Source organism: Streptococcus parasanguinis, assembly GCF_000963275.1.
In the GTDB taxonomy this organism is placed as follows: domain Bacteria; phylum Bacillota; class Bacilli; order Lactobacillales; family Streptococcaceae; genus Streptococcus; species Streptococcus parasanguinis_B.
The window spans coordinates 1,218,977-1,240,544 of record NZ_JYOW01000001.1 but is presented as its reverse complement, the minus strand read 5'-3'; the positions used below and the strand labels follow the sequence as shown (position 1 = coordinate 1,240,544).

Below are 21,568 nucleotides of genomic sequence, written 5' to 3'. Positions count from 1 at the left end.
ATGAGTCCTACCGATCGAGGGTAGGACTCTTTTTTATGCCTTACCAAGAAAAGTGAAAGGAGAGAGCTATGATACAAATCGACGATCATCCCGAGCCGCACCGAGCCAGCCAATCGCTGATTTGTGTCGTAGGGACTCCAAAAGTGATTGGCTCCTGATTGAAAAAGGAGATACCAATGCAAACAAATAAAGAAAGATTCATTACTGCTCTTCAAGAACCACTTGAAACCACCTTTGCCACCTACAAAACCAGTGCCCTTGGTCTAGTTGACGATCAAGTAGAAGAAAACCGCGATACCTATGGCGAAAATGTCATCACAAAAGGTCAAGAAGATTCTATGATCAAAAAGATCTACGAATCGATCATCAATCCTTTTACGGTGATTTTGTTGGTCATTGCGCTGGTTTCCTTCATCACCAATGTCTGGCTAGCGAAGCCAGGTGAGCAGGACCCAACGACCTCCATCATCATTGTGACCTTGGTCTTGATTTCTGGTGGGATCCGCTTCATTCAAGAATTGCGAAGCGACAAAGCTGCCAGCAACTTATCACGTATGATTGTCAATACAGCGACCGTTCTGCGTGATGGATCCGAACAAGAAATTCCGATCGATGAAATCGTTGTCGGAGATGTGATCAAACTGAGTGCCGGCGATATGATCCCAGCAGATGTGGTCTTGATTGATTCTCGTGACTTTTTTGTCCAACAATCTGGCCTCACAGGGGAAAGTGATGCTGTTGAAAAGGTTTGTCTCAGAAAAGCCGACAGTCAAAATTTAGATAGTCTCTTGGAGAGTGAAAGCTTGGCCTTCATGGGGACCAATGTCATCTCCGGCCGGGCGACAGCCTTGGTCTTGGTCGTGGGAGATGAAACCATGATGGGCGCCATTGAGCAAACCATCAACACCTATGACGAACCAACTTCATTTGAGAGAGAAATGAATACCATCTCTTGGCTCTTGATTCGGCTCATGTTAGTCATGGTGCCCGTTGTCTTTGTGATCAATGGCCTCACAGACGGTGACTGGTTAGAAGCAGGCGTCTTTGCCCTCAGCGTTGGGGTTGGTTTGACTCCTGAAATGTTGCCGATGATTATTACGGCGAGTCTTGCCAAAGGCTCCATCATCATGGCCAAGGAAAAAGTCGTCATCAAAAAACTCAATGCGATCCAAGACCTTGGGGCTATCGATATTTTGTGTACAGATAAGACAGGAACCTTGACCCAAGATGAAATCGTTTTGGAGTATCCGCTTGATATCCATGGCGATTTGGATCTATCAGTCCTTCGCCGGGCTTATTTGAATTCCTATTTCCAAACTGGGCTAAAAAATTTGATGGACCGGGCGATTATCAATCGAACCCATAAAGAAGCCAAGAAACATGAGATCGTCCGAGATCTAGATCAAACCTTCCATAAGATAGATGAATTGCCCTTTGATTTTGAACGTCGTCGCATGAGTGTCATTGTTAAAGACGAAGACGGTGTGGTCAGCATGGTGACCAAGGGTGCCTTGGAAGAAATGCTTTCTGTATCGACTTATGTTGAGTACAAGGGTGATATCAAACGATTAACAGACGAGGTCCGTCAAGAGGTCCTCGCTGAGGTCGCTCAATTAAATGAACAAGGTCTTCGTGTTTTGGGCGTCAGCTACAAAACCGACTTGGACGAAAATGAAATCTTTAGTGTTGAAGATGAAGGAGACATGATCCTAACCGGTTACCTGGCCTTTCTTGATCCACCAAAACCTTCTGCAGCTCCAGCGATCAAAGCTCTTGCAGAATATGGGGTTACCACTAAGATCTTAACTGGCGACAATGATAAGGTCACCCAAGCTGTCTGTGAAAAAGTAGGACTAGATGTCGAGCGGATACTTTTGGGAAGCGAAATCGATACGATGACAGACCAAGAGTTAGCGCAAGTTGTGGAAACAACAACAGTCTTTGCTAAATTATCGCCCGATCAAAAAGCACGGATCATTCTTAGCCTTAAGAACAATGGCCACAAGGTGGGGTACATGGGAGATGGGATTAACGATGCTCCATCCATGAAGGTGTCAGACGTTGGGATCTCTGTGGATACTGCTGTTGATATTGCCAAAGAAACGGCAGATGTCATCCTGTTGGATAAGGACTTGATGGTCCTTGAAAAAGGTTTGGTCGAAGGCCGCAAGGTCTATGCCAATATGACTAAGTACATCAAGATGACGGTTTCTTCTAACTTCGGGAACATCTTTTCTCTGCTCTTCGCCAGCATCTTTTTGCCTTTCCTTCCAATGGCTCCCGTTCATTTGATTGTGCTCAATCTTATCTATGATCTTTCTTGTATCGCCCTTCCTTTTGACAATGTCGACAAGGAATTCCTCAAGAAACCTCGTATCTGGGAAGCAAACTCTATCATGCGTTTTATGGCCTGGATTGGTCCCATTTCATCTGTATTTGATATTATTACCTACATGCTTCTTTACTTCCTTGTTGTTCCTATGATTTTAGGTCATGGCTACAACCATGGAGCAGCAGATGCAGCAGCCTTTATCATGGTGTTCCAAACTGGATGGTTTATCGAATCCATGTGGTCTCAAACCATGGTTATCCATATGTTGCGTTCACCAAAACTGCCATTTATCCAAAGTCGTCCAGCCTTCTCAGTCGTGGTGACGACTCTAGCAGCAGCCTTCTTTGTAACCTCCCTTCCATATAGTCCTTTGGCTTCTATCTTGAAGTTGAGCCAACTAAATGGATTGTACTTTGTTCTATTGTTTGCGATTATCGTCCTTTATATGCTGAGTGTGACGGTTGTCAAACGTATCTATATTAAGAAGTACAAAGAATGGTTGTAATTGATTGATAGAAAGAGTGAGTCCGAACTTAAAAAATTAAGTGTAAGGGCTCTCTTTTTTTGGTAAAATTTGGTATAATAAGAAGAATGTAAAGTTGGAAATGAAGATTTCCATGTGCTGTGAGTATCAAAGAGGGACTGAAAGAAAGAGTAGAGCTTGACTCCACTTTTATCATAGCTCTTTTTTGAATAATAACAGCTTAGAAAGAAGGATCTCAAAATGGGAAAATTAGAAGTTATTACACATCCACTGATTCAACACAAATTGTCTATTCTTCGTCGTACAGATACCTCTACGAAGGCCTTTCGTGAATTGGTAGATGAGATTGCTATGTTGATGGGCTACGAAGTATTGCGTGAATTGCCTCTTGAGGATGTTGAAATTGAAACTCCTATTACCAAAACCGTTCAAAAACAAATCGCAGGGAAGAAGTTGGCTATTGTCCCAATTCTTCGTGCAGGGATTGGGATGGTTGATGGTCTCTTGAGTTTGGTACCAGCTGCTAAGGTTGGCCATATCGGGATGTACCGTGATGAAGAAACCTTGAAACCAGTTGAATACTTGGTGAAATTGCCAGAAGATATTGATCAACGTCGTATCTTTGTAGTAGACCCAATGCTTGCTACGGGTGGATCCGCTATTCTAGCTATTGATTCCTTGAAAAAACGTGGCGCTAGCCATATCAAATTTGTCTGTCTAGTATCAGCGCCAGAAGGGGTGAAAGCTCTTCAAGAAGCTCACCCAGATGTTGATATCTTTACAGCAGCCCTCGATGATCATTTGAATGAACATGGCTACATTGTTCCTGGTCTTGGAGATGCAGGTGACCGTTTATTCGGTACCAAATAAGAAACCATTCATGATTCGTCCGAAAGGTGCTTAAGATTTGACCTTTTTTGACCATTGGTTTATAATAGCACATATACTTTGAACCTCACGAATCGTGAGAATGAATGGATACTAAAGGAGAAGAATAGATGATTCCAGTAGTTATTGAACAAACCAGTCGAGGAGAACGTTCTTACGATATTTATTCCCGTCTGTTAAAAGATCGAATTATCATGGTAACAGGACCAGTTGAGGACCAAATGGCTAACTCCATTATCGCTCAATTGCTCTTCTTGGATGCCCAAGATAATACAAAAGATATCTATATGTATATCAATACCCCAGGTGGCTCTGTCTCAGCAGGTCTTGCCATTGTAGATACTATGAACTTTATCAAGTCAGATGTCCAAACCATTGTTATGGGGATGGCAGCTTCTATGGGAACTATTATCGCTTCAAGCGGTGCGAAGGGCAAACGCTTCATGTTGCCAAACGCCGAGTACATGATTCACCAACCAATGGGTGGTACTGGTGGTGGTACCCAACAAACCGATATGGCGATTGCAGCAGAACACTTACTCAAAACACGGAACAACTTGGAAAAAATCCTTGCGGAAAATTCAGGTCAATCCATTGAAAAAGTGCATGCTGATGCGGAGCGTGACAATTGGATGAGCGCACAAGAAACACTTGAATATGGCTTTATTGATGAAATCATGGCCAATAATAAATTGGGTTAAACCATCCTGTGGGAAGGCCCGTCAAGAGGCTGGGACAAAAGTCCTAGCCTCTCAATTATTTTTGGATTGTCGAGCAAAACGCAGTGGTTGAGTGGGCTCTACTACGCTGATTTCATCAGCTTTTACAGCCCTACTCAACTGTGCGGAGGTGGGACGACGAAATCGAATTTTAACGAATTACCGATTTCTGTCCCACTCTCTTTTTTGCTCTCATAAAAGAGTAGTTCTTTTTCTTGAAATTTGATATACTAGTAACAGAACGAGAAAGGGATTGACCATGTTTGAGAAACAAGAAAGAACAGGCTTAATTGTTAAATTGTATTACAATCGAGACGGGAAAAAATTACAATCTGTCGGAGATGTCTTGTACCATTCTAAGAAATGCCGTTATGTCCAATTGTATGTGGACAGCGACAAGGCCGATCAAGTCATGGAAGACTTAAAGAAAGAACGTTATGTCAAAAAAGTCTTGCCTTGCCATCTCAAAGATTTAGATACAGATTTTGTGGGGAGTTTGCAACGATTGGAGACCCCATCTGTGGTCACAGAAGGTTAGAAAACGCAATCATTTGATGGATTGCGTTTTTTTTATTGACAATTGTCAGATAATTCGGTATATTCTTAATGTATTTATTTTAAGATTCATTTAAGGAGATCATTACAAATGAAGAAAAAATTTGCTCTTTCATTTTTAACCATTGCAAGTGTCGCTCTTCTTGCTGCTTGTGGTGAAGTTTCTACTTCAGGTTCAAACACAACTGGTAACGAAATCGGCAAAGAACTAAAAGTCGGTTTTAACTTTGAAAAAACTGGTGAAGTAGCAGCCTACGGTAGCGCTGAACAAAAAGGTGCTCAATTGGCCGTTGATGAAATCAACGCTAAGGGTGGAGCTGACGGTAAGAAGATTGTTGTCACAGATAAAGATAACAAATCTGAAACAGCTGAAGCAGCTACAGTCACTACAAACCTTGTCACTCAATCAAAAGTGAACGCTCTTGTAGGACCTGCGACTTCAGGTGCTACTGCAGCAGCGGTTGCCAATGCTGGTAAAGCAGGTGTGCCATTGGTTACACCATCAGCAACTCAAGATGATTTGACAAAAGGTCAAGATTACCTTTTCCGTGCAACCTTCATCGATAGTTTCCAAGGAAAAATCATTGCCAAATACACAACTGATAACTTGAAAGCGAAAAAAGTCGTTCTCTACTACGATAACTCATCTGACTATGCGAAAGGGATTGCTGAAGCCTTCAAGAAATCTTATAAAGGTGAAATCGTAGCAACAGAAACATTCCAATCTAAGGATACAGACTTCCAAGCTGCCCTTACAAAAATCAAAGATAAAGACTTCGATGCGATTGTTCTTCCAGGTTACTACACAGAAACTGGTAAGATCGTAAACCAAGCGCGTGGTATGGGAATCAAACAACCAATCATTGGTGGGGATGGATTTAGCGATGCTAAATTTGTTGAACAAGCAACACCTGCTGCAGCTACAGATATCTACTACGTAGCTGGATTCTCTACTGAAGGTGAAATGACTGATAAAGCCAAGAAATTCGTAGAAGCATACAAAGCGAAATACAATGAAGAACCTTCAATGTTCGCAGCTTTGGCTTATGATTCAGTTTACATGGTTGCAGAAGCATCTAAAGGTGCTAAGAACTCTGTCGAATTGAAAGATAACCTTGCGAAGTTGAAAGACTTGGAAGGTGTGACTGGTACAATGTCAATTGACAAGAACCACAACCCGGTTAAATCAGCTCTTATGATTGGCTTGAAAGATGGTAAAGTCAAATCAGTTGAGTCTGTTAAACCATAATTATCATTTGTTGTTTGTACAAGAGGCTGGGAGAATGAAAATTCCTGGCCTCGCTCTTTATTGTTAGAAAGGATGGTTCAAATGCTCCAGCAATTAGTGAACGGTCTAATCTTGGGAAGTGTCTATGCACTCTTGGCCCTTGGTTATACCATGGTGTATGGAATTATCAAATTGATCAACTTTGCCCATGGGGATATCTACATGGTAGGTGCCTTTATGGGATATTTCTTATTAAATTCATTGAAAGTGAACTTCTTTGTCGCTTTGCTCCTAGCCATGGTTGGGACAGCTATTTTAGGGGTTGTAATTGAATACCTGGCTTATCGTCCGCTTCGTCATTCGACTCGGATTGCAGCCTTGATCACAGCCATCGGGGTTTCCTTCTTGCTCGAATATGGGATGGTCTTCTTCGTCGGTGCCAATACCCGTTCCTTCCCGCAAGTGATTAAAACGGTTCGTTACAACTTCGGTCCTATTTCAATCTCCAATATTCAGTTGATGATCTTGGGAGTGTCAGTTTTCTTGATGGTCGCTCTTCAATTTATTATTCAAAAGACAAAGATGGGGAAAGCCATGCGGGCTGTATCTGTTGATAGTGATGCCGCTCAATTGATGGGGATTAACGTAAACCGTACGATCAGCTTTACCTTTGCTTTGGGATCAGCCTTGGCAGGTGCTGGTGGTGTCTTGATTGGTTTGTATTACAACTCGATCGAGCCTTTGATGGGGATGACACCAGGGATCAAAGCCTTTGTCGCAGCCGTTCTTGGAGGAATCGGAATCATTCCAGGTGCTGCCCTAGGTGGATTTGTTATCGGTTTGTTGGAAACCTTCGCTACAGCGATCGGTCTTTCAGACTTCCGTGATGCCATTGTGTATGCCATCTTGATTGTGATCTTGCTCATCCGTCCAGCAGGTATCCTCGGTAAAAATGTGAAAGAGAAGGTGTAAGCCATGAAACAAAATTTAAAAGTGAATTTAGTCTGGCTTGGTCTTTTGGTCGCAGGTTTTGCCTTGATCCAAGTCTTGGTTGCAGCGGGTGTGCTCAACCTCTTCTATATCCAAATTTTAGAACAAATTGGAATTAATATTATCCTTGCAGTTGGCTTGAACCTCATTGTTGGTTTCTCAGGTCAATTCTCACTCGGCCATGCCGGATTTATGGCGATTGGTGCTTACTCTGCAGCCATTCTTGGTTCCAAATCACCAACCTATGGGGCTTTCTTTGGTGCGATGGTTTTAGGTGCTTTGATTGCTGGTGTCGTTGCCTTGATCGTTGGGGTTCCAACCCTTCGTTTGAAAGGGGACTACCTCGCAATTGCGACACTTGGGGTTTCTGAAATCATCCGGATCTTGATCGTCAATGGTGGTACTCTAACAAATGGTGCTGCTGGTATCCTTGGTTTGCCAGCCTTTACAACTTGGCAATTGGTTTACCTCTTTGTTGTCATTACAACGATCTTTACGATTAACTTCTTACGCAGTCCAATTGGGCGCTCTACCCTTTCTGTCCGTGAAGATGAAATCGCAGCAGAATCTGTTGGGATCAATACGACCAAAGTCAAAGTCATCGCCTTTGTATTTGGTGCGATCACAGCGGCGATTGCTGGATCTCTCCAAGCTGGCTTTATCGGCTCTGTTGTTCCTAAAGATTACTCTTTCACCAATACCATTAATGTCTTGATCATTGTCGTGTTTGGTGGTTTGGGATCAATGTCAGGAACAGTTGTAGCAGCCATCGTCTTGGGTATCTTGAATATGGTGCTTCAAGACTTCTCAAGTGTCCGTATGATCATTTACTCATTGGCTTTGATTCTCGTGATGATCTTCCGTCCAGGTGGTCTTCTTGGAACATGGGAATTCAGCTTGAAAAAACTACTCTCAAAAAAGGAGGCTAACTAATGGCACTTCTTGAAGTAAAAAATTTAACAAAAAACTTTGGTGGTTTGACAGCCGTTGGGGATGTGACCATGGAACTCAATGAAGGGGAATTGGTTGGTTTGATCGGACCCAACGGTGCCGGGAAAACAACCCTCTTCAACCTCCTAACAGGGGTATATGAACCAAGTGAAGGGACCATTACCTTAGATGGTCAGCTACTAAATGGTAAAGCACCTTATAAAATCGCTGCAGGTGGTCTGGGACGTACTTTCCAAAATATTCGTCTCTTTAAAGATTTGAGCGTTTTGGACAATGTTTTGATTGCCTTTGCCAATCACCACAAACCACATGTCTTTGCGAGTCTTTTTCGCTTGCCAAGCTATTACAAGAATGAAGAAGCTTTGAAAGCGAAAGCTCTTGAATTGTTAGCGATTTTTGGTTTGGAAAAAGAAGCAGATACCTTGGCCAAAAACTTAGCTTACGGACAACAACGTCACTTGGAGATCGTTCGTGCCCTTGCGACAGAGCCAAAAATCCTCTTCTTGGATGAACCTGCTGCAGGGATGAACCCTCAAGAAACAGCAGAATTGACCCAATTGATTCGTCGCATTCAAAAAGAATTTAATATTACGATCATGCTGATTGAGCACGATATGAGCTTGGTTATGGAAGTAACGGAACGGATTTATGTATTGGAATACGGTCGCTTGATTGCCCATGGTACGCCAGATGAAATCAAGACCAACAAACGCGTAATCGAAGCCTATCTAGGAGGTGAAGCCTAATGTCTATGTTAAAAGTTGAAAATCTTTCTGTACACTATGGCATGATCCAGGCTGTCCGTGATGTCAGTTTCGAGGTAAACGAAGGGGAAGTTGTCTCTCTTATCGGTGCTAACGGTGCTGGGAAAACATCTATTCTTCGTACCATTTCAGGTTTGGTGCGTCCAAGTGCTGGGAAAATCGAGTTTTTAGGTCAGGAAATTCAAAAGGTTCCGGCTCAAAAGATTGTAGCAGCAGGACTCTCTCAAGTTCCAGAAGGTCGTCATGTCTTTCCGGGCTTAACTGTTATGGAAAACTTGGAGATGGGAGCTTTCTTGAAGAAAGATCGAGAAGAAAATCAAGCTAACTTGAAGAAAGTTTTCTCCCGTTTCCCACGTTTGGAAGAACGGAAGAACCAAGATGCAGCAACCCTATCTGGTGGGGAACAACAAATGCTAGCAATGGGTCGTGCACTTATGTCGACGCCAAAACTCTTGCTTCTGGATGAACCTTCTATGGGATTGGCTCCAATCTTTATCCAAGAAATCTTTGATATCATCCAAGATATCCAAAAACAAGGGACAACGGTTCTCTTGATCGAGCAAAATGCCAACAAGGCTCTTGCTATCGCAGACCGCGGTTATGTTTTGGAAACAGGGAAAGTCGTTCTTTCCGGAACAGGAAAAGAACTCTTAGCCTCAGAAGAAGTCCGCAAGGCCTACCTTGGTGGATAAGATTTCTAAAGTTCACTAGAATGTTAAAAAGAAAGGTCTTGAAGACCTTTCTTCGGATTGATGACAAAGATAATTTAGAAACTTTCCTTAGGTGAGTACGGACGTCAGCGAACTTCTACGAAGTTCCATGACTTAGTTTTGAGCCTAAGGTCTCAAAACTCCCGAGTGCTTGAAATAATCTTGTTTCAAGCACTTTTCTCACGGCGGAAAGTTTCTATATACTCCTAATGATTCAAAAATAGCATAATTTCTATTATGAAGAAACATTAATCTAATTTTATAGGAAAAACAGTTTGAATATGTTCGAAAGAAAGGTCCTGAAGGCCTTTCTTTTTTCATTTGTACTGGCTGAGATTTTTTCTTAGTAAAATAATTTAAAATATATAATTTCCTTTATTAATTTGGTAAAATAAACGTAATTACTAATGACTGAAATGGATAATAAGTTATGCATATAGATCGAAAAATTCAATTGGGTGAATTATATAAGGAACTAAGAATCGCCAGAGGCTTAAAACAAAAGGATGTTGCTAGAAAAGGATTAAGCATAGCACAATTGTCTAAATTTGAGAATGGGCAAACAATGTTAAGTGCTGATAAATTATTAATAGCGATAGAATCAATTCACATGACTTTTGAAGAGTTTGGCCATAAATTAAATAATTATGAATTACCTAAAGATATTATTTTAGGTAAGAAGATATCCACTTTATTTTTGAAACAGGATATTAAAGGATTAGAGTATCTATTAACCGAAGTATTACAGAGTGAAGAGACGGATCAATATCAAAGAATTCAGTCGTTTATTATTGAAAATGCGATTCATTCATTAGATCAAAACTATGAAATAAATATAGAAGATAGAAAAGTATTGGTAGATTATCTATTTTCAATTGAATCTTGGACATGGTTTGAATTATATGTATTTGGAAATACAATGACTTTAATTTCTGATGAAGATTTATTATTTTTTGGAGATCAGCTTGCGGAAAGGACTAAAGATTATAATTTTCTTAAACACAATTTAAGTTCTTTAAAATTAACGTACATAAATTTAATTGGCGAATTAATTTTAAGAAAAATTGATACTCAAGTTCCATTGTTTATACTCGAGCTAGAAAAGCTTCTTTTCCCATATGATATGCTAGAAATCATGTTGTTGAAATTTTTAAAATTAGTAAATGGTTACTTAAAGTCAAAAAATTCTAAAAAGGAAATTAAACAATTTATAGAGTCTCTTCGAGTTGTTGGTGATAGTCAACTGATTAATATTTTAGAGGTAAAATTGGACCAGTTTGGGATACATATAAATTAGGCAAAAGATCAGATGTATGAGATAGGATATTTCATATTTGAAACTCTGTTAAATATTTAAAATTTAGTAGTAAACTATATTTAGATATAACAATTAAATACTTCGATATTTCGTTAATTCATATAAAAGAAAAAGTAATTCTGAAAAACTTAAAAATATTTTTTTATTTGAATGAAGTTATGTACATCAAGTTTCTACTAGAAAGGTATAGCAGATGAAAGTTTTTTTAAGAAATATTTTTTTTAGGAATCTGGTCTTGTCTAGTTTCTTCGATGATTTAGGATCAACTATTTATAATCTTGTTTTTGTAGTTTTTGCAGCAAGTATGGCGAATAGTAAATTGGCGGTTGGTGTAGCAAGTTTTATACAATATATTCCAACGATTTGTGCTCTTTTTATTGCAATGCAGGCTGACAAAACAAAGAATAAGAAATTGTGGTTGCTATTATTAGGATATATACAAGCAGTATTATTTATTATGGTTGCGTTCTTATCGAAAGAAAATTCATGGCTAGTTTTCTCGATTGTATGTTTCATTAACATCCTATCAGATTGTATTGCAGAGTACAGAAGAGGCTTAGTATTACCCATGTTTCAGTCCCACATTCCCGAAGAAGAGCTGATGGAAGCGTACTCTTTTGATCAAGTAATTAGTCAAATAACTTTGATTTCTGGTCAAACTTTGGGAGTTTGGTTACTAACGATTTCTCATAATAATTTCTTCTTTTTAGCTACGATAAATGCTATAAGTTTCTTATTATCATCGATGGTATTGCTTAAAATCCAAAGACAATTGACACATCCAGAAGTTAATTATTCACCAGAAAATGGGTTTATCTCACAACTTAAGAACCTTTACAAAAATAGTAAAAGTATATTTAAATATCAAGAGAAAGTACGTTTTGGTCTAATGATTTTTTCAATTTTAGGATTAAATTCGTTAGGCAGTGCTATTTTAATAATGTACAATCTGAAATTTACAGAAATAACTCCTTTTGGTTTATCTTTTGCTCAGTCGGTATTTTTACTTCAAACAATATTATTTGTTTCAGCCCTAATTGGTGGAATGACCCCTAATGATTATTTTTCTAAACTATCACTTATTAAAATACTTCAAATAGATAGTGGATTATTAATAGTCATAGGAATATGTGGTTGGATAAATGGTTTGGAAATTATTTCCTTTAGTGTGTTGGCATTCATGATGTATCTTAGTAGTAAGGTAAATCCCAAATTAAATAGTCTCTTAATGGCAAAACTTCCACCGGATATTCTTGCACAAACTAGTAGTTTTTTTAAGGTTATATCAGTATTATCAATGCCAATAGCAACTATTTTATTTACAAGTTTATCTATGTGGAACTCTCAGTTTGCCTGGGGTATATTCTTATTATTATCCATTGTGGTATTTGTACTTTCCTTATCTTCTAATAAATCGGTTACTAGTGACTAAGATTAGTTTACAAGATTAAATGTTGCATAAAAAGGTACGTGTGTTTGATTTTTCTAAATTTTGAAAACAAGAGAAAACTGCTGAAAGCGTTTGAAATCATTCTTAAAATCAAGTATAATAAAACTAATAAAAGCATAGGAGAACTTGTTATGGCTGTTAAAGATTTTATGACACGTAAAGTGGTTTACATTAGTCCAGATACTACAATTGCCCACGCGGCAGATTTGATGCGCGAACAAGGTTTGCACCGTTTGCCAGTCATTGAAAACGATAAATTGGTTGGTTTGGTGACAGAAGGTACGATTGCAGAAGCAAGTCCATCTAAAGCAACAAGCTTGTCTATTTTCGAGATGAACTATCTGTTGAACAAGACCAAGGTCAAAGATGTCATGCTTCGCAATGTCATTACCGTCTCTAAATTTGCTAGCTTAGAAGATGCGACCTATCTCATGTATAAGAACAAGGTGGGAATTCTTCCAGTCGTGGACAATGACCAAGTATCCGGTGTCATCACAGACCGTGATATTTTCCGTGCCTTTCTTGAAGTATCCGGTTATGGAGAAGAAGGAGTTCGTGTTCGCTTTGTGACAGAAGATAAGGTTGGCGTTCTAGAACAAATCATTCACTTGATTGTAGAAGAAGGATATAACATCGCAAATACAGTCAATATCCCAACCAAAGACGACCGTGTGGTTATCGAAGTTCAAATTGATGGGGTGACAGATCTAGAAGGGATCCGTACTAAATTTGAAGCCAACGGTTTGAAAGTCGATGAAATCATTCGAACAACCGCAAAAGCTATTTAATAAAAAATCAGGCTGGATGACAATCCAGTCTGATTTTTCTATTAACGGGTAATGGGTTGTTTTTCTTTATCTAAAGTGAAGCCTTCGCCGAGAATTTCATGGGCTTCGGAAATAGTGATAAAGGCGAATGGATCAATACGATTGATGATGTCTTTCATTTGTTTCATCTCATTCCGCGAAACGACACAGTAAACGATATCCAGGTCCTTACGGCTGTAATAGCCCATCCCACGGATAAAGGTAATCCCGCGACCCAGATCGTCAGATACCTTTTGGGCAATTTCTTCTGGTTTAGATGTAACGATGAGGAAGCCTTTTCCAGCGAAACCACCTTCTCCAATCAAGTCGATCACAAGGGTGTCAATCAGGATGAAGAAGAGAGTATACATGGCGGTACGGACATCTTGGAAGACTACGACAACAGTTGTCAGAACAATGGCATCTACAATCAACATGAGTTTTCCCATACTGAGGGAAGTGTATTTATTAAAGATGCGAGCGAGGATATCTGTTCCTCCAGTGGTTCCTCCAGCATTGAAGATGATCCCTAGCCCCAAACCAAGCACAACCCCTGAGGCAATACAGGCAAGCAGAATATCTCCTTTAAAGGCGTCAAAGATGAAGTGATGGTAGCGGTGGCTGAGGGGCATGGCTTCAAAAATAGCCATCCAAGCCGAAACCGAGAAAGTCCCCAGTAAGCTCAGATAAAGAGATTTCTTGCCCAGCAGCTTCCAAGCGAGAACAAAGAGAGGGATATTGATCAGCAAGTTCATGAGGGATACAGGAATTTTGAAGAGGTAATAGGTAATCAAGGTAATCCCTGTTGCTCCTCCTTCATAGAAGTGAAAGGGAATGACTAAAAAATAGATCCCAAACGAAAAAATGCCGGCCCCAAAAATGATAGCCAGAATATCTTTAAATTTAAACATGATAGGTTGTCTCCTAAAACTTTATAAGAATATTGTAACAAAAAAGTGAAAAAATGAAAATGACTTTGAAAAATTTTCTCTCCTAAAATACAAGATTTTTACCCTTATTTTTGGTAAAATAAAAAGAAGAAAAACAGAAAGAGGATACTATGGTAAACGGTACATTAATTTCATTTGAAGGTCCAGAAGGAGCGGGAAAATCATCGGTCCTAGAAGCCATTTTGCCTCTACTTGAAGAAAAAGGAATTCCTTTTATTACAACCCGTGAACCAGGTGGTGTCGACATTGCAGAAAAAATCCGCCAAGTCATTTTGGATCCAGACCATACTAGTATGGATGCCAAGACCGAGTTGTTGCTCTATATTGCTAGTCGCCGGCAGCATTTGGTGGAACGTGTCTTGCCAGCCCTTGCAGCTGGGAAGGTTGTCTTGATGGACCGCTTTATTGACAGCTCGGTGGCTTATCAAGGGTATGGTCGCGGTCTGAGTGTGGAAGACATCGAGTGGCTCAATCAATTCGCGACAGATGGTCTTAAGCCAGACCTAACCCTTTACTTTGATCTGGATGTTGAAGAAGGGCTCGCACGAATTGAGAAAAACCAAGAGCGGGAAGTCAATCGTTTGGATTTGGAAGGCTTGGAGCTTCACCAAAAAGTCAGACAAGGTTATTTGGCCTTGTATGACAAAGAACCAGAGCGCATCGTGAAAATCGATGCCAGTCAATCCTTTGAAGCAGTCTTTGCGGCTGTCTTGGCTGTTTTAGAAAATCGCTTGGGGACATTGAAATGAATCTAGAAGAGATCCAACAGCTCCAGCCAGAACTGGTGGAGCGCTTCACCCAGATCCTAGAACATAAACAGCTCAGTCATGCTTATCTCTTTACAGGCTCTTTTGCCAGTTTTGAGATGGCCCTCTTGCTAGCTCAGAGTCAGTTTTGCGAAGACTTGCAAGGAGTCTGGCCTTGTGGCAAATGTCGGTCCTGTCGCTTGATTGCTGAAGAAGAATTCTCAGATGTGAAGATCGTGCGTCCAGTCAACCAGATCATAAAGACCGATCGTATTCGCTCGCTCGTTCAAGACTTTTCTCAATCCGGATTTGAAGGAAGTCGGCAGGTCTTTATCGTCCAAGATGCGGACAAGATGCACACCAATGCAGCGAATTCTCTCTTAAAGGTTATGGAAGAGCCCCAGAGTGAGATCTATCTCTTCTTGTTGACATCCGATGAAAACTTGATTTTACCGACCATCAAGAGTAGGGCCCAGCAGGTCCATTTTCCCAAAAAGCAAGCCTACCTAACTGAATTGCTAGAAAAAGAAGGTTTGATCAAATCACAGGCGAATTTAGTAGCTCGTTTTAGTTTTAGTCTCGAAGAAGCAGAGCAGCAAAAAAAGAATGCTACTTTTTTTGAGTTGGCGAAAGTTTGTAATCAGTTCATCGAACGTTGTCACTCCAATTTAAATAGCGCCTATTTGGAAGTGACCCGATTGGTGAGCTTAGCAGATGATAAGGAAAAACAAAGCCAGGCCTTTCGTTTGATGGGGTTGTCTTTAGAAGAGCAGTTGCGCTTGAGCAGATCCCAGCAGCTGCTGGAAAAATTGAGTCTTGCTCGCACCATGTGGAAGGCCAATGTTTCTTTTCAAAATGCTCTAGAATATATGGTTTTGAGCTTAGAAAGTTAAGGAGTCAGAATGAATAAAAAAGAATTATTTGATGCTTTAGACGGCTTTTCTCAGAATTTGTTGGTCACCTTGGCTGAAGTTGAAGCCATCAAGAAAAATTTGAAACAAGTCATCGAAGAAAATACAGCTCTTCGCTTAGAAAATGATAAATTGAGAGAGCGTTTGGGGGAAGTTGAGAAGACCGCATCCGCAAAGTCACAACACCATGGTCGTGAAAATTTGCAACGAATCTACAACGACGGCTTTCATATTTGCACCTATTCCTATGGCCAACGCCGTGAGAACGATGAAGAGTGTATGTTTTGTGACGAGTTGTTATTTAGGGAGTAAGCATGCAGATCCAACGAAGTTTTAAAGGGGAAAAGAAAACAGGGGTCCTTTATCTAGTCCCAACACCGATCGGCAATCGTGAAGATATGAGTTACCGCATGGTCCAGACCTTAAAGGATGTGGACTTGATCGCAGCTGAGGATACCAGAAATACAGGCCTCTTGCTCAAGCATTTTGAGATTAGGACTCCCCAGACTAGCTTTCATGAGCATAATGCCCAGGAGAAAATTCCAGATCTGATCGCCCATTTAGAATCTGGAAAAGATTTGGCGCAGGTCTCAGATGCAGGACTCCCAAGTATCTCTGATCCTGGTCATGATTTGGTTAAGGCAGCGATTGAACGCGAGATTCCTGTCGTAGCTGTTCCTGGCCCAAGTGCAGGGATTACTGGCTTGATTGCCAGCGGCCTAGCCCCTCAACCTCATATTTTTTATGGATTTCTACCTCGCAAAGAGGGACACCAAAAAGCCTTTTTCCAAGAAAAAGTGGCCTATCCGGAGACACAGATCTTTTATGAGTCGCCTCATCGGGTGAAGGCGACCTTAGAGAATATGTTGGCTGTCTATGGGGATCGTCCGGTTGTCTTGGTTCGTGAATTAACCAAGATCTACGAAGAATATACTCGCGGTAGCATTTCAGAGTTAGTCGCATTTCTGGAAGAAAATCCCCTCAAAGGGGAGTGCCTCTTGATCGTCGAAGGAGCCAAAGAAAAAGAGTTAGACCTAGAAGAGGTCGACTTGATCCAAGAGATCGATACCTTGGTCCAAGAGGGGATGAAGAAGAATCAAGCAATCAAACAGGTCGCCAAACAATACGGCCTGCAAAAGAGTGAGCTCTATGCTCGTTACCATCAAGAGTAGGAAAGGTTGAAAGCAGGATGGAAATTAGAATGGCTTATCCCAATGAGATCCAGAGAATTATGGAAATCATCCAAGATGCTAAGGAAAGCCTGGCTCAAAGACAGGTCGATCAGTGGCAGGATGGTTATCCAGATGAAGAGATCATTTTTGAGGATATTCTAGAAAGTCGTGGCTATGTAGCCGTTGAAGATCAGGAAATCGTCGCCTATGCAGCCGTTCACAAGGGCAACGAAGCGGCCTATAATGAGATTTATGATGGTAAGTGGGAGCATGACAACTATATGTATATCACGTTTCACCGTGTTGCTGTGGCTAAAGAAGCTGCTGGCAAAGGGGTGGCTCAGACCTTCCTTCAAGGTTTAATCGAAGGAGAAAAAGGGCCGGATTTCCGTTGCGATACCCACCCAGATAATCTGGTCATGCAACATTTGCTTGAAAAATTAGGCTACCATTATTGTGGAAAGGTCCCAATTGATGGCGTCCGTCTGGCTTATCAAAAGATCAAACGAAAAGCAGAAACCAGTTTGTTCCAAGTGGTCTCAGAAGAGGACCGATGGGACCAAAGAGCAGAAGCGGCTTACAATGACACTCTATCTTAAACAATTCTATGAGGGCCCTATGGGACTTCTTTCGATCATTGTCAGTAAGGAAGGCCTTGTAGAGCTTGATTTTTATGATTTGAAAGAAGATTCGCCTGATCCTTTTGGGGCGCTGGAGCAGTTCCATCCCTACCATGAGAAGGTGAAGGAGTGGTTGGACCATTATTTTGTTGGGGCCCCAATTGCGATCAGCTTTCCACTAGCGCCGCAAGGGACAGCTTTTCAAGAGCGGGTGTGGCAGTTATTGAGAGAGATCCCCTATGGTGAGACCAAGACCTATGGGCAGCTTGCCCAGGATCTTTCTTGTGGTTCTGCTCAGGCCGTGGGACAAGCAGTTGGGCGCAATCCCTTGTCGATCCTAGTTCCCTGTCACCGCGTGATGGGAAAAAATGGAGAATTGACAGGCTATGCGTCTGGACTCGATCGTAAACGCTGGCTCTTACAACACGAAGGAATTACCTGGAAGGAGAAATGAAATCGATGTATACCTTTATTGAATACCCAAAATGTTCGACTTGTCGAAAGGCTAAATCAGAATTGGATGGTCTCCAATGTGAGTTTCAGAGCCAAAATATTGTAACCGAAACACCTACTAGCAAAGAATTGAAAGACTGGATGGCAGCGTCTGGTCTACCGATCAAGTCTTTCTTTAATACCAGCGGGATGAAATACCGGGAACTCGGTTTGAAAGATAAGGTAGATCAACTGACAGTGAAAGAAGCAGCGGATCTTTTGGCTAGCGACGGTATGCTGATCAAGCGCCCCCTACTTGTCAAAGACGGAAAAGTGGTTCAAGTGGGCTACAGGAAACCATACGCAGACTTAGATTTGTAAAAGAAAAGGGAGTTGGATTTTCTTCAGATCTATAATAAAAGTATGCCAGAAGCTTTCCTTAGGTGAGTACGGACGTCAGCGAACTTCAAAGAAGTTCCATGACTTAGTTTTGAGCCTAAGGTCTCAAAACTCCCGAGTGCTAGACACAATAATGTTTCTAGCACTTTTCTCACGGCGGAAAGTTTCGGTATATTCTTTATGAAATTCATAAGTTAGAACTTATTTTGATTTCTTGACAAAATCGCGTAACCTATCTTACTTATAATTTATTTTTATATATTCTAAAGGGAGTTGGACTCCCTTTTCATTTTGAGTTGAAGATGATATAATCATACGAGTGAAATCTACGAAAGAGAGTTAAGCATGAGTATTTTAGAAGTGAAAAATTTGAGTCACGGTTTTGGGGACCGTGCGATTTTTGAGGATGTGTCCTTCCGTTTGCTAAAGGGAGAACATATCGGTCTTGTCGGGGCTAATGGTGAAGGGAAATCGACCTTCATGAGCATCGTGACGGGTAAGATGCAACCTGACGAAGGGAAGGTCGAGTGGTCTAAGTATGTGACCGCTGGTTATCTGGACCAGCATTCGGTCTTAGAAGAAGGACAAACGGTTCGCGATGTCTTACGGACCGCTTTTGATGAGTTGTTCACAGCTGAAGCTCGCATCAATGACCTCTATATGGCCATGGCGGAAGAGGGAGCCGATGTCGATGCTTTGATGGAAGAGGTTGGAGAACTCCAAGAGCGTCTAGAAAGCCGTGATTTTTATACCTTGGATGCCAAGATCGATGAAGTGGCGCGTGCTCTTGGGGTCATGGACTTTGGCATGGACACGGATGTGACCTCCTTGTCAGGTGGGCAACGGACCAAGGTCCTCTTGGCCAAATTGCTCCTTGAAAAACCAGATATCCTTCTCTTGGACGAGCCGACCAACTACTTGGATGCAGAGCACATCGATTGGCTTAAACGCTACTTACAGAATTATGAAAATGCCTTTGTCCTCATTTCCCACGATATTCCATTCTTGAACGATGTGATCAATATCGTCTACCATGTGGAAAATCAGCAGTTGACCCGCTATTCAGGAGACTATTACCAATTCCTTGAAGTCTATGAAATGAAGAAGTCGCAATTAGAAGCGGCTTATGAGCGCCAACAAAAAGAAATTGCTGATTTGAAAGATTTCGTAGCCCGTAATAAGGCGCGTGTGGCTACACGGAATATGGCTATGTCTCGTCAGAAGAAGCTGGACAAGATGGAACTCATTGAGTTGCAAAGTGAGAAACCAAAGCCCTCCTTTGACTTTAAAAATGCCCGTACTCCGGGACGCTTTATCTTCCAGGCCAAGGATCTCCAGATTGGGTATGACCGTCCTTTGACCAAACCTTTGAACCTAACGTTTGAGCGCAATCAAAAGGTAGCCATCATCGGAGCTAACGGAATTGGAAAAACCACCCTCTTGAAGAGCTTGCTGGGAATCATTCCACCGATCGCTGGAGAAGTAGAGCGTGGAGATTACCTAGAACTTGGCTATTTCGAACAAGAGGTCGAAGGAGGCAATCGTCAGACACCGCTTGAAGCAGTCTGGAATGCCTTTCCGGCTCTCAACCAAGCAGAGGTCCGTGCCGCCCTTGCCCGCTGTGGCTTGACGACCAAGCATATCGAGAGCCAAATTCAGGTACTATCCGGTGGGGAGCAAGCCAAGGTACGCTTCTGTCTCTTGATGAACCGTGAAAACAATGTCTTGGTACTAGACGAGCCGACCAACCACTTGGATGTGGATGCTAAAGAAGAATTGAAACGGGCCCTTAAAGAATACAAGGGATCGATCCTCATGGTTTGCCACGAACCAGACTTCTATGAAGGCTGGATGGACCAAATATGGGACTTTAATGAATTAACGTAAACACAAAAAGAGAACCGTGCGGTTCTCTTTTTAGATTGACGTTACATACTTCTTAGAAACTTTCCTTAGGTGAGGACGGACGTCAGCGAACTTCTAAGAAGTTCCATGACTAATTATTGAGCCTAAGGTCTCAATAATTCCGAGTGCCTGAAACTGTATTGTTTCAGGCACTTTTCTCACAGCGGAAAATTTCAGTAGATGAATGTCTTAAATAATTAGAATTCATTTTATTTACCAATGAATCTATTAGCTAATTTTATGTAAAATATTTATCAATATCTTAAAAAGAGAACCGTTTGGTTCTCTTCTCATTATTTCTTGAAATCATAGTCTTTTAAGATTTCAATTTTTTCAATCTTGATGTCTGTTTTTGGTTTGTCCTTATCATCAGTTTCGGCAGATGCAATTTTATCCACCACATCCATCCCATCGATGACTTGTCCAAAGACAGTGTAGTTGCCACCATCAAGGGTTGGATTTCCACCATTTTTATAAGCATCGATGATCTTAGCTGGGAAGCGGTCAGTCGGGAGCTTGCTAGAAATATCTTCCTTATTTTGGTTGATATAGAATTGACTACCATTGGTATTTGGACCAGAATTGGCCATGGCTAGGGCTCCACGAAGGTTGTAAAGGTATGGAGAATACTCATTCTCAAAACCAGTACCTGAATCTTTGGATTTGTCTTTGCCCTTCCAGATGGATTCACCACCAGTACCATCTCCCTTAGGATCCCCAGTTTGGATCATAAAGTTGTTAATAACACGGTGGAAAAGCAAGCCATTGTAGTAGCCTTCTTTTGCGTGGGTCAAGAAGTTTTCAACTGCAAGGGGCGCATATTTAGGGAAAAGCTTCACAGTGATATCGCCTTCAGTCGTAGTGATTTTAACCTCCGCTTCGTCTTCAGCCACTTCATTTGAGAGCTGTGGGAAGACAGCATTTTCATTGGTCATGGCATCGTTAAAATCTTTGCGCAGTTGTTCTAATTTCTTTTGTTCTTGTTCAATTTTCTTTTGATCTTTTTCACTAGAGCTAGAAGTTGCTGTCTGCTCTGTCTTTTCTTTGCTTGAGCTTGAAGAGTTAGCGTCAGTCTTATTAGACGAACAAGCTGTCAAAGCCAAGCCGGAAAATAATAGTAGTGCGATTAATTTTTTCATATTCTTCCTTTCCAACATAATTGTCTTTCTCTATTGTACCTTAATTTTGCGATACTTTCAAATCTGGACGGGATTCTCTATTTTCTGAGGTTGTTTCAA

At 41.1% G+C, this 21,568-nt stretch carries 22 protein-coding genes; 20 read left to right on the top strand and 2 right to left on the bottom strand.

What is annotated here, in order from left to right:
* The first annotated feature begins 176 nt into the window (after positions 1-176).
* The 12 genes from mgtA (at position 177) to TZ97_RS06045 (ending at position 13,177) form a co-directional block, all read left to right on the top strand.
* Entirely contained in the window at positions 177-2,837 is a 2,661-nt protein-coding gene (gene mgtA, locus TZ97_RS06100) for a magnesium-translocating P-type ATPase (RefSeq protein ID WP_045759744.1), read from the top strand.
* Between the two features lie 219 nt (positions 2,838-3,056).
* The gene (gene upp / locus TZ97_RS06095) at positions 3,057-3,686 is read left to right on the top strand and encodes a uracil phosphoribosyltransferase (RefSeq protein ID WP_003005574.1); all 630 of its coding nucleotides are present in this window, start codon (positions 3,057-3,059) and stop codon (positions 3,684-3,686) included.
* A gap of 128 nt (positions 3,687-3,814) precedes the next feature.
* Positions 3,815-4,405, top strand: a complete 591-nt coding sequence (gene clpP / locus TZ97_RS06090; RefSeq protein WP_021153673.1) for an ATP-dependent Clp protease proteolytic subunit ClpP — start codon at positions 3,815-3,817, stop codon at positions 4,403-4,405.
* Between the two features lie 277 nt (positions 4,406-4,682).
* A complete protein-coding gene (locus TZ97_RS06085; protein ID WP_003013098.1) occupies positions 4,683-4,961 on the top strand; it encodes a DUF2129 domain-containing protein in 279 nt (92 codons plus the stop codon).
* Positions 4,962-5,069: 108 nt separating this feature from the next.
* Positions 5,070-6,227, top strand: a complete 1,158-nt coding sequence (locus tag TZ97_RS06080; RefSeq protein WP_023918808.1) for an ABC transporter substrate-binding protein — start codon at positions 5,070-5,072, stop codon at positions 6,225-6,227.
* Between the two features lie 81 nt (positions 6,228-6,308).
* The gene (locus TZ97_RS06075; protein ID WP_045759743.1) at positions 6,309-7,178 is read left to right on the top strand and encodes a branched-chain amino acid ABC transporter permease; all 870 of its coding nucleotides are present in this window, start codon (positions 6,309-6,311) and stop codon (positions 7,176-7,178) included.
* Positions 7,179-7,181: 3 nt separating this feature from the next.
* A complete protein-coding gene (locus TZ97_RS06070) occupies positions 7,182-8,129 on the top strand; it encodes a branched-chain amino acid ABC transporter permease (RefSeq protein ID WP_003008278.1) in 948 nt (315 codons plus the stop codon).
* A complete protein-coding gene (locus TZ97_RS06065; RefSeq protein ID WP_003005595.1) occupies positions 8,129-8,893 on the top strand; it encodes an ABC transporter ATP-binding protein in 765 nt (254 codons plus the stop codon). Before TZ97_RS06070 ends, TZ97_RS06065 begins: the two co-directional genes overlap by 1 nt.
* Positions 8,893-9,603 (top strand): ABC transporter ATP-binding protein, encoded by a 711-nt coding sequence (locus TZ97_RS06060; protein ID WP_003008277.1) that lies wholly within the window; start codon positions 8,893-8,895, stop codon positions 9,601-9,603. Before TZ97_RS06065 ends, TZ97_RS06060 begins: the two co-directional genes overlap by 1 nt.
* 472 nt (positions 9,604-10,075) lie before the next feature.
* A complete protein-coding gene (locus tag TZ97_RS06055) occupies positions 10,076-10,918 on the top strand; it encodes an Rgg/GadR/MutR family transcriptional regulator (protein WP_235287905.1) in 843 nt (280 codons plus the stop codon).
* A gap of 214 nt (positions 10,919-11,132) precedes the next feature.
* Positions 11,133-12,371, top strand: a complete 1,239-nt coding sequence (locus TZ97_RS06050; protein WP_045759741.1) for an MFS transporter — start codon at positions 11,133-11,135, stop codon at positions 12,369-12,371.
* A gap of 149 nt (positions 12,372-12,520) precedes the next feature.
* On the top strand, positions 12,521-13,177 hold the full coding sequence (locus tag TZ97_RS06045) for a CBS domain-containing protein (protein ID WP_045759740.1): 657 nt from the start codon (positions 12,521-12,523) through the stop codon (positions 13,175-13,177).
* 41 nt (positions 13,178-13,218) lie between these two features.
* Here TZ97_RS06045 and TZ97_RS06040 read toward each other — a convergent pair whose 3' ends face one another.
* The gene (locus tag TZ97_RS06040) at positions 13,219-14,106 is read right to left on the bottom strand and encodes a YitT family protein (RefSeq protein ID WP_045759739.1); all 888 of its coding nucleotides are present in this window, start codon (positions 14,104-14,106) and stop codon (positions 13,219-13,221) included.
* Between the two features lie 149 nt (positions 14,107-14,255).
* Here TZ97_RS06040 and tmk point away from each other — a divergent pair, with 149 nt between their 5' ends.
* The 8 genes from tmk to TZ97_RS06000 all read left to right on the top strand — a co-directional run bounded on the left by tmk (position 14,256) and on the right by TZ97_RS06000 (position 20,312).
* Positions 14,256-14,894 (top strand): dTMP kinase, encoded by a 639-nt coding sequence (tmk, locus tag TZ97_RS06035; protein WP_045759738.1) that lies wholly within the window; start codon positions 14,256-14,258, stop codon positions 14,892-14,894.
* Positions 14,891-15,784 carry a DNA polymerase III subunit delta' gene (locus tag TZ97_RS06030; RefSeq protein ID WP_045759737.1) on the top strand — a complete coding sequence of 298 codons (894 nt, stop codon included), beginning with the start codon at positions 14,891-14,893 and terminating at the stop codon, positions 15,782-15,784. The genes tmk and TZ97_RS06030 overlap by 4 nt, the downstream gene beginning before the upstream one ends.
* Positions 15,785-15,793: 9 nt before the next feature.
* Positions 15,794-16,114: a DNA replication initiation control protein YabA gene (gene yabA, locus TZ97_RS06025; RefSeq protein ID WP_014713697.1), complete on the top strand. Its 321-nt coding sequence runs from the start codon at positions 15,794-15,796 to the stop codon at positions 16,112-16,114.
* 2 nt (positions 16,115-16,116) lie between these two features.
* Positions 16,117-16,974 (top strand): 16S rRNA (cytidine(1402)-2'-O)-methyltransferase, encoded by an 858-nt coding sequence (gene rsmI / locus TZ97_RS06020; RefSeq protein WP_045759736.1) that lies wholly within the window; start codon positions 16,117-16,119, stop codon positions 16,972-16,974.
* Between the two features lie 17 nt (positions 16,975-16,991).
* A complete protein-coding gene (locus TZ97_RS06015) occupies positions 16,992-17,573 on the top strand; it encodes a GNAT family N-acetyltransferase (protein WP_045759735.1) in 582 nt (193 codons plus the stop codon).
* Positions 17,557-18,048: a methylated-DNA--[protein]-cysteine S-methyltransferase gene (locus tag TZ97_RS06010; RefSeq protein WP_045759734.1), complete on the top strand. Its 492-nt coding sequence runs from the start codon at positions 17,557-17,559 to the stop codon at positions 18,046-18,048. The genes TZ97_RS06015 and TZ97_RS06010 overlap by 17 nt, the downstream gene beginning before the upstream one ends.
* 5 nt (positions 18,049-18,053) lie before the next feature.
* Positions 18,054-18,407 (top strand): arsenate reductase family protein, encoded by a 354-nt coding sequence (locus TZ97_RS06005; RefSeq protein WP_045760208.1) that lies wholly within the window; start codon positions 18,054-18,056, stop codon positions 18,405-18,407.
* 363 nt (positions 18,408-18,770) lie between these two features.
* Complete coding sequence (locus tag TZ97_RS06000) at positions 18,771-20,312, top strand: ABC-F family ATP-binding cassette domain-containing protein (protein WP_045759733.1); 1,542 nt, start codon at positions 18,771-18,773, stop codon at positions 20,310-20,312.
* Between the two features lie 311 nt (positions 20,313-20,623).
* On the opposite strand, the gene TZ97_RS05995 is transcribed toward TZ97_RS06000, so the two are convergent.
* Complete coding sequence (locus tag TZ97_RS05995) at positions 20,624-21,469, bottom strand: peptidylprolyl isomerase (protein WP_045759732.1); 846 nt, start codon at positions 21,467-21,469, stop codon at positions 20,624-20,626.
* Positions 21,470-21,568 lie beyond the last annotated feature (99 nt).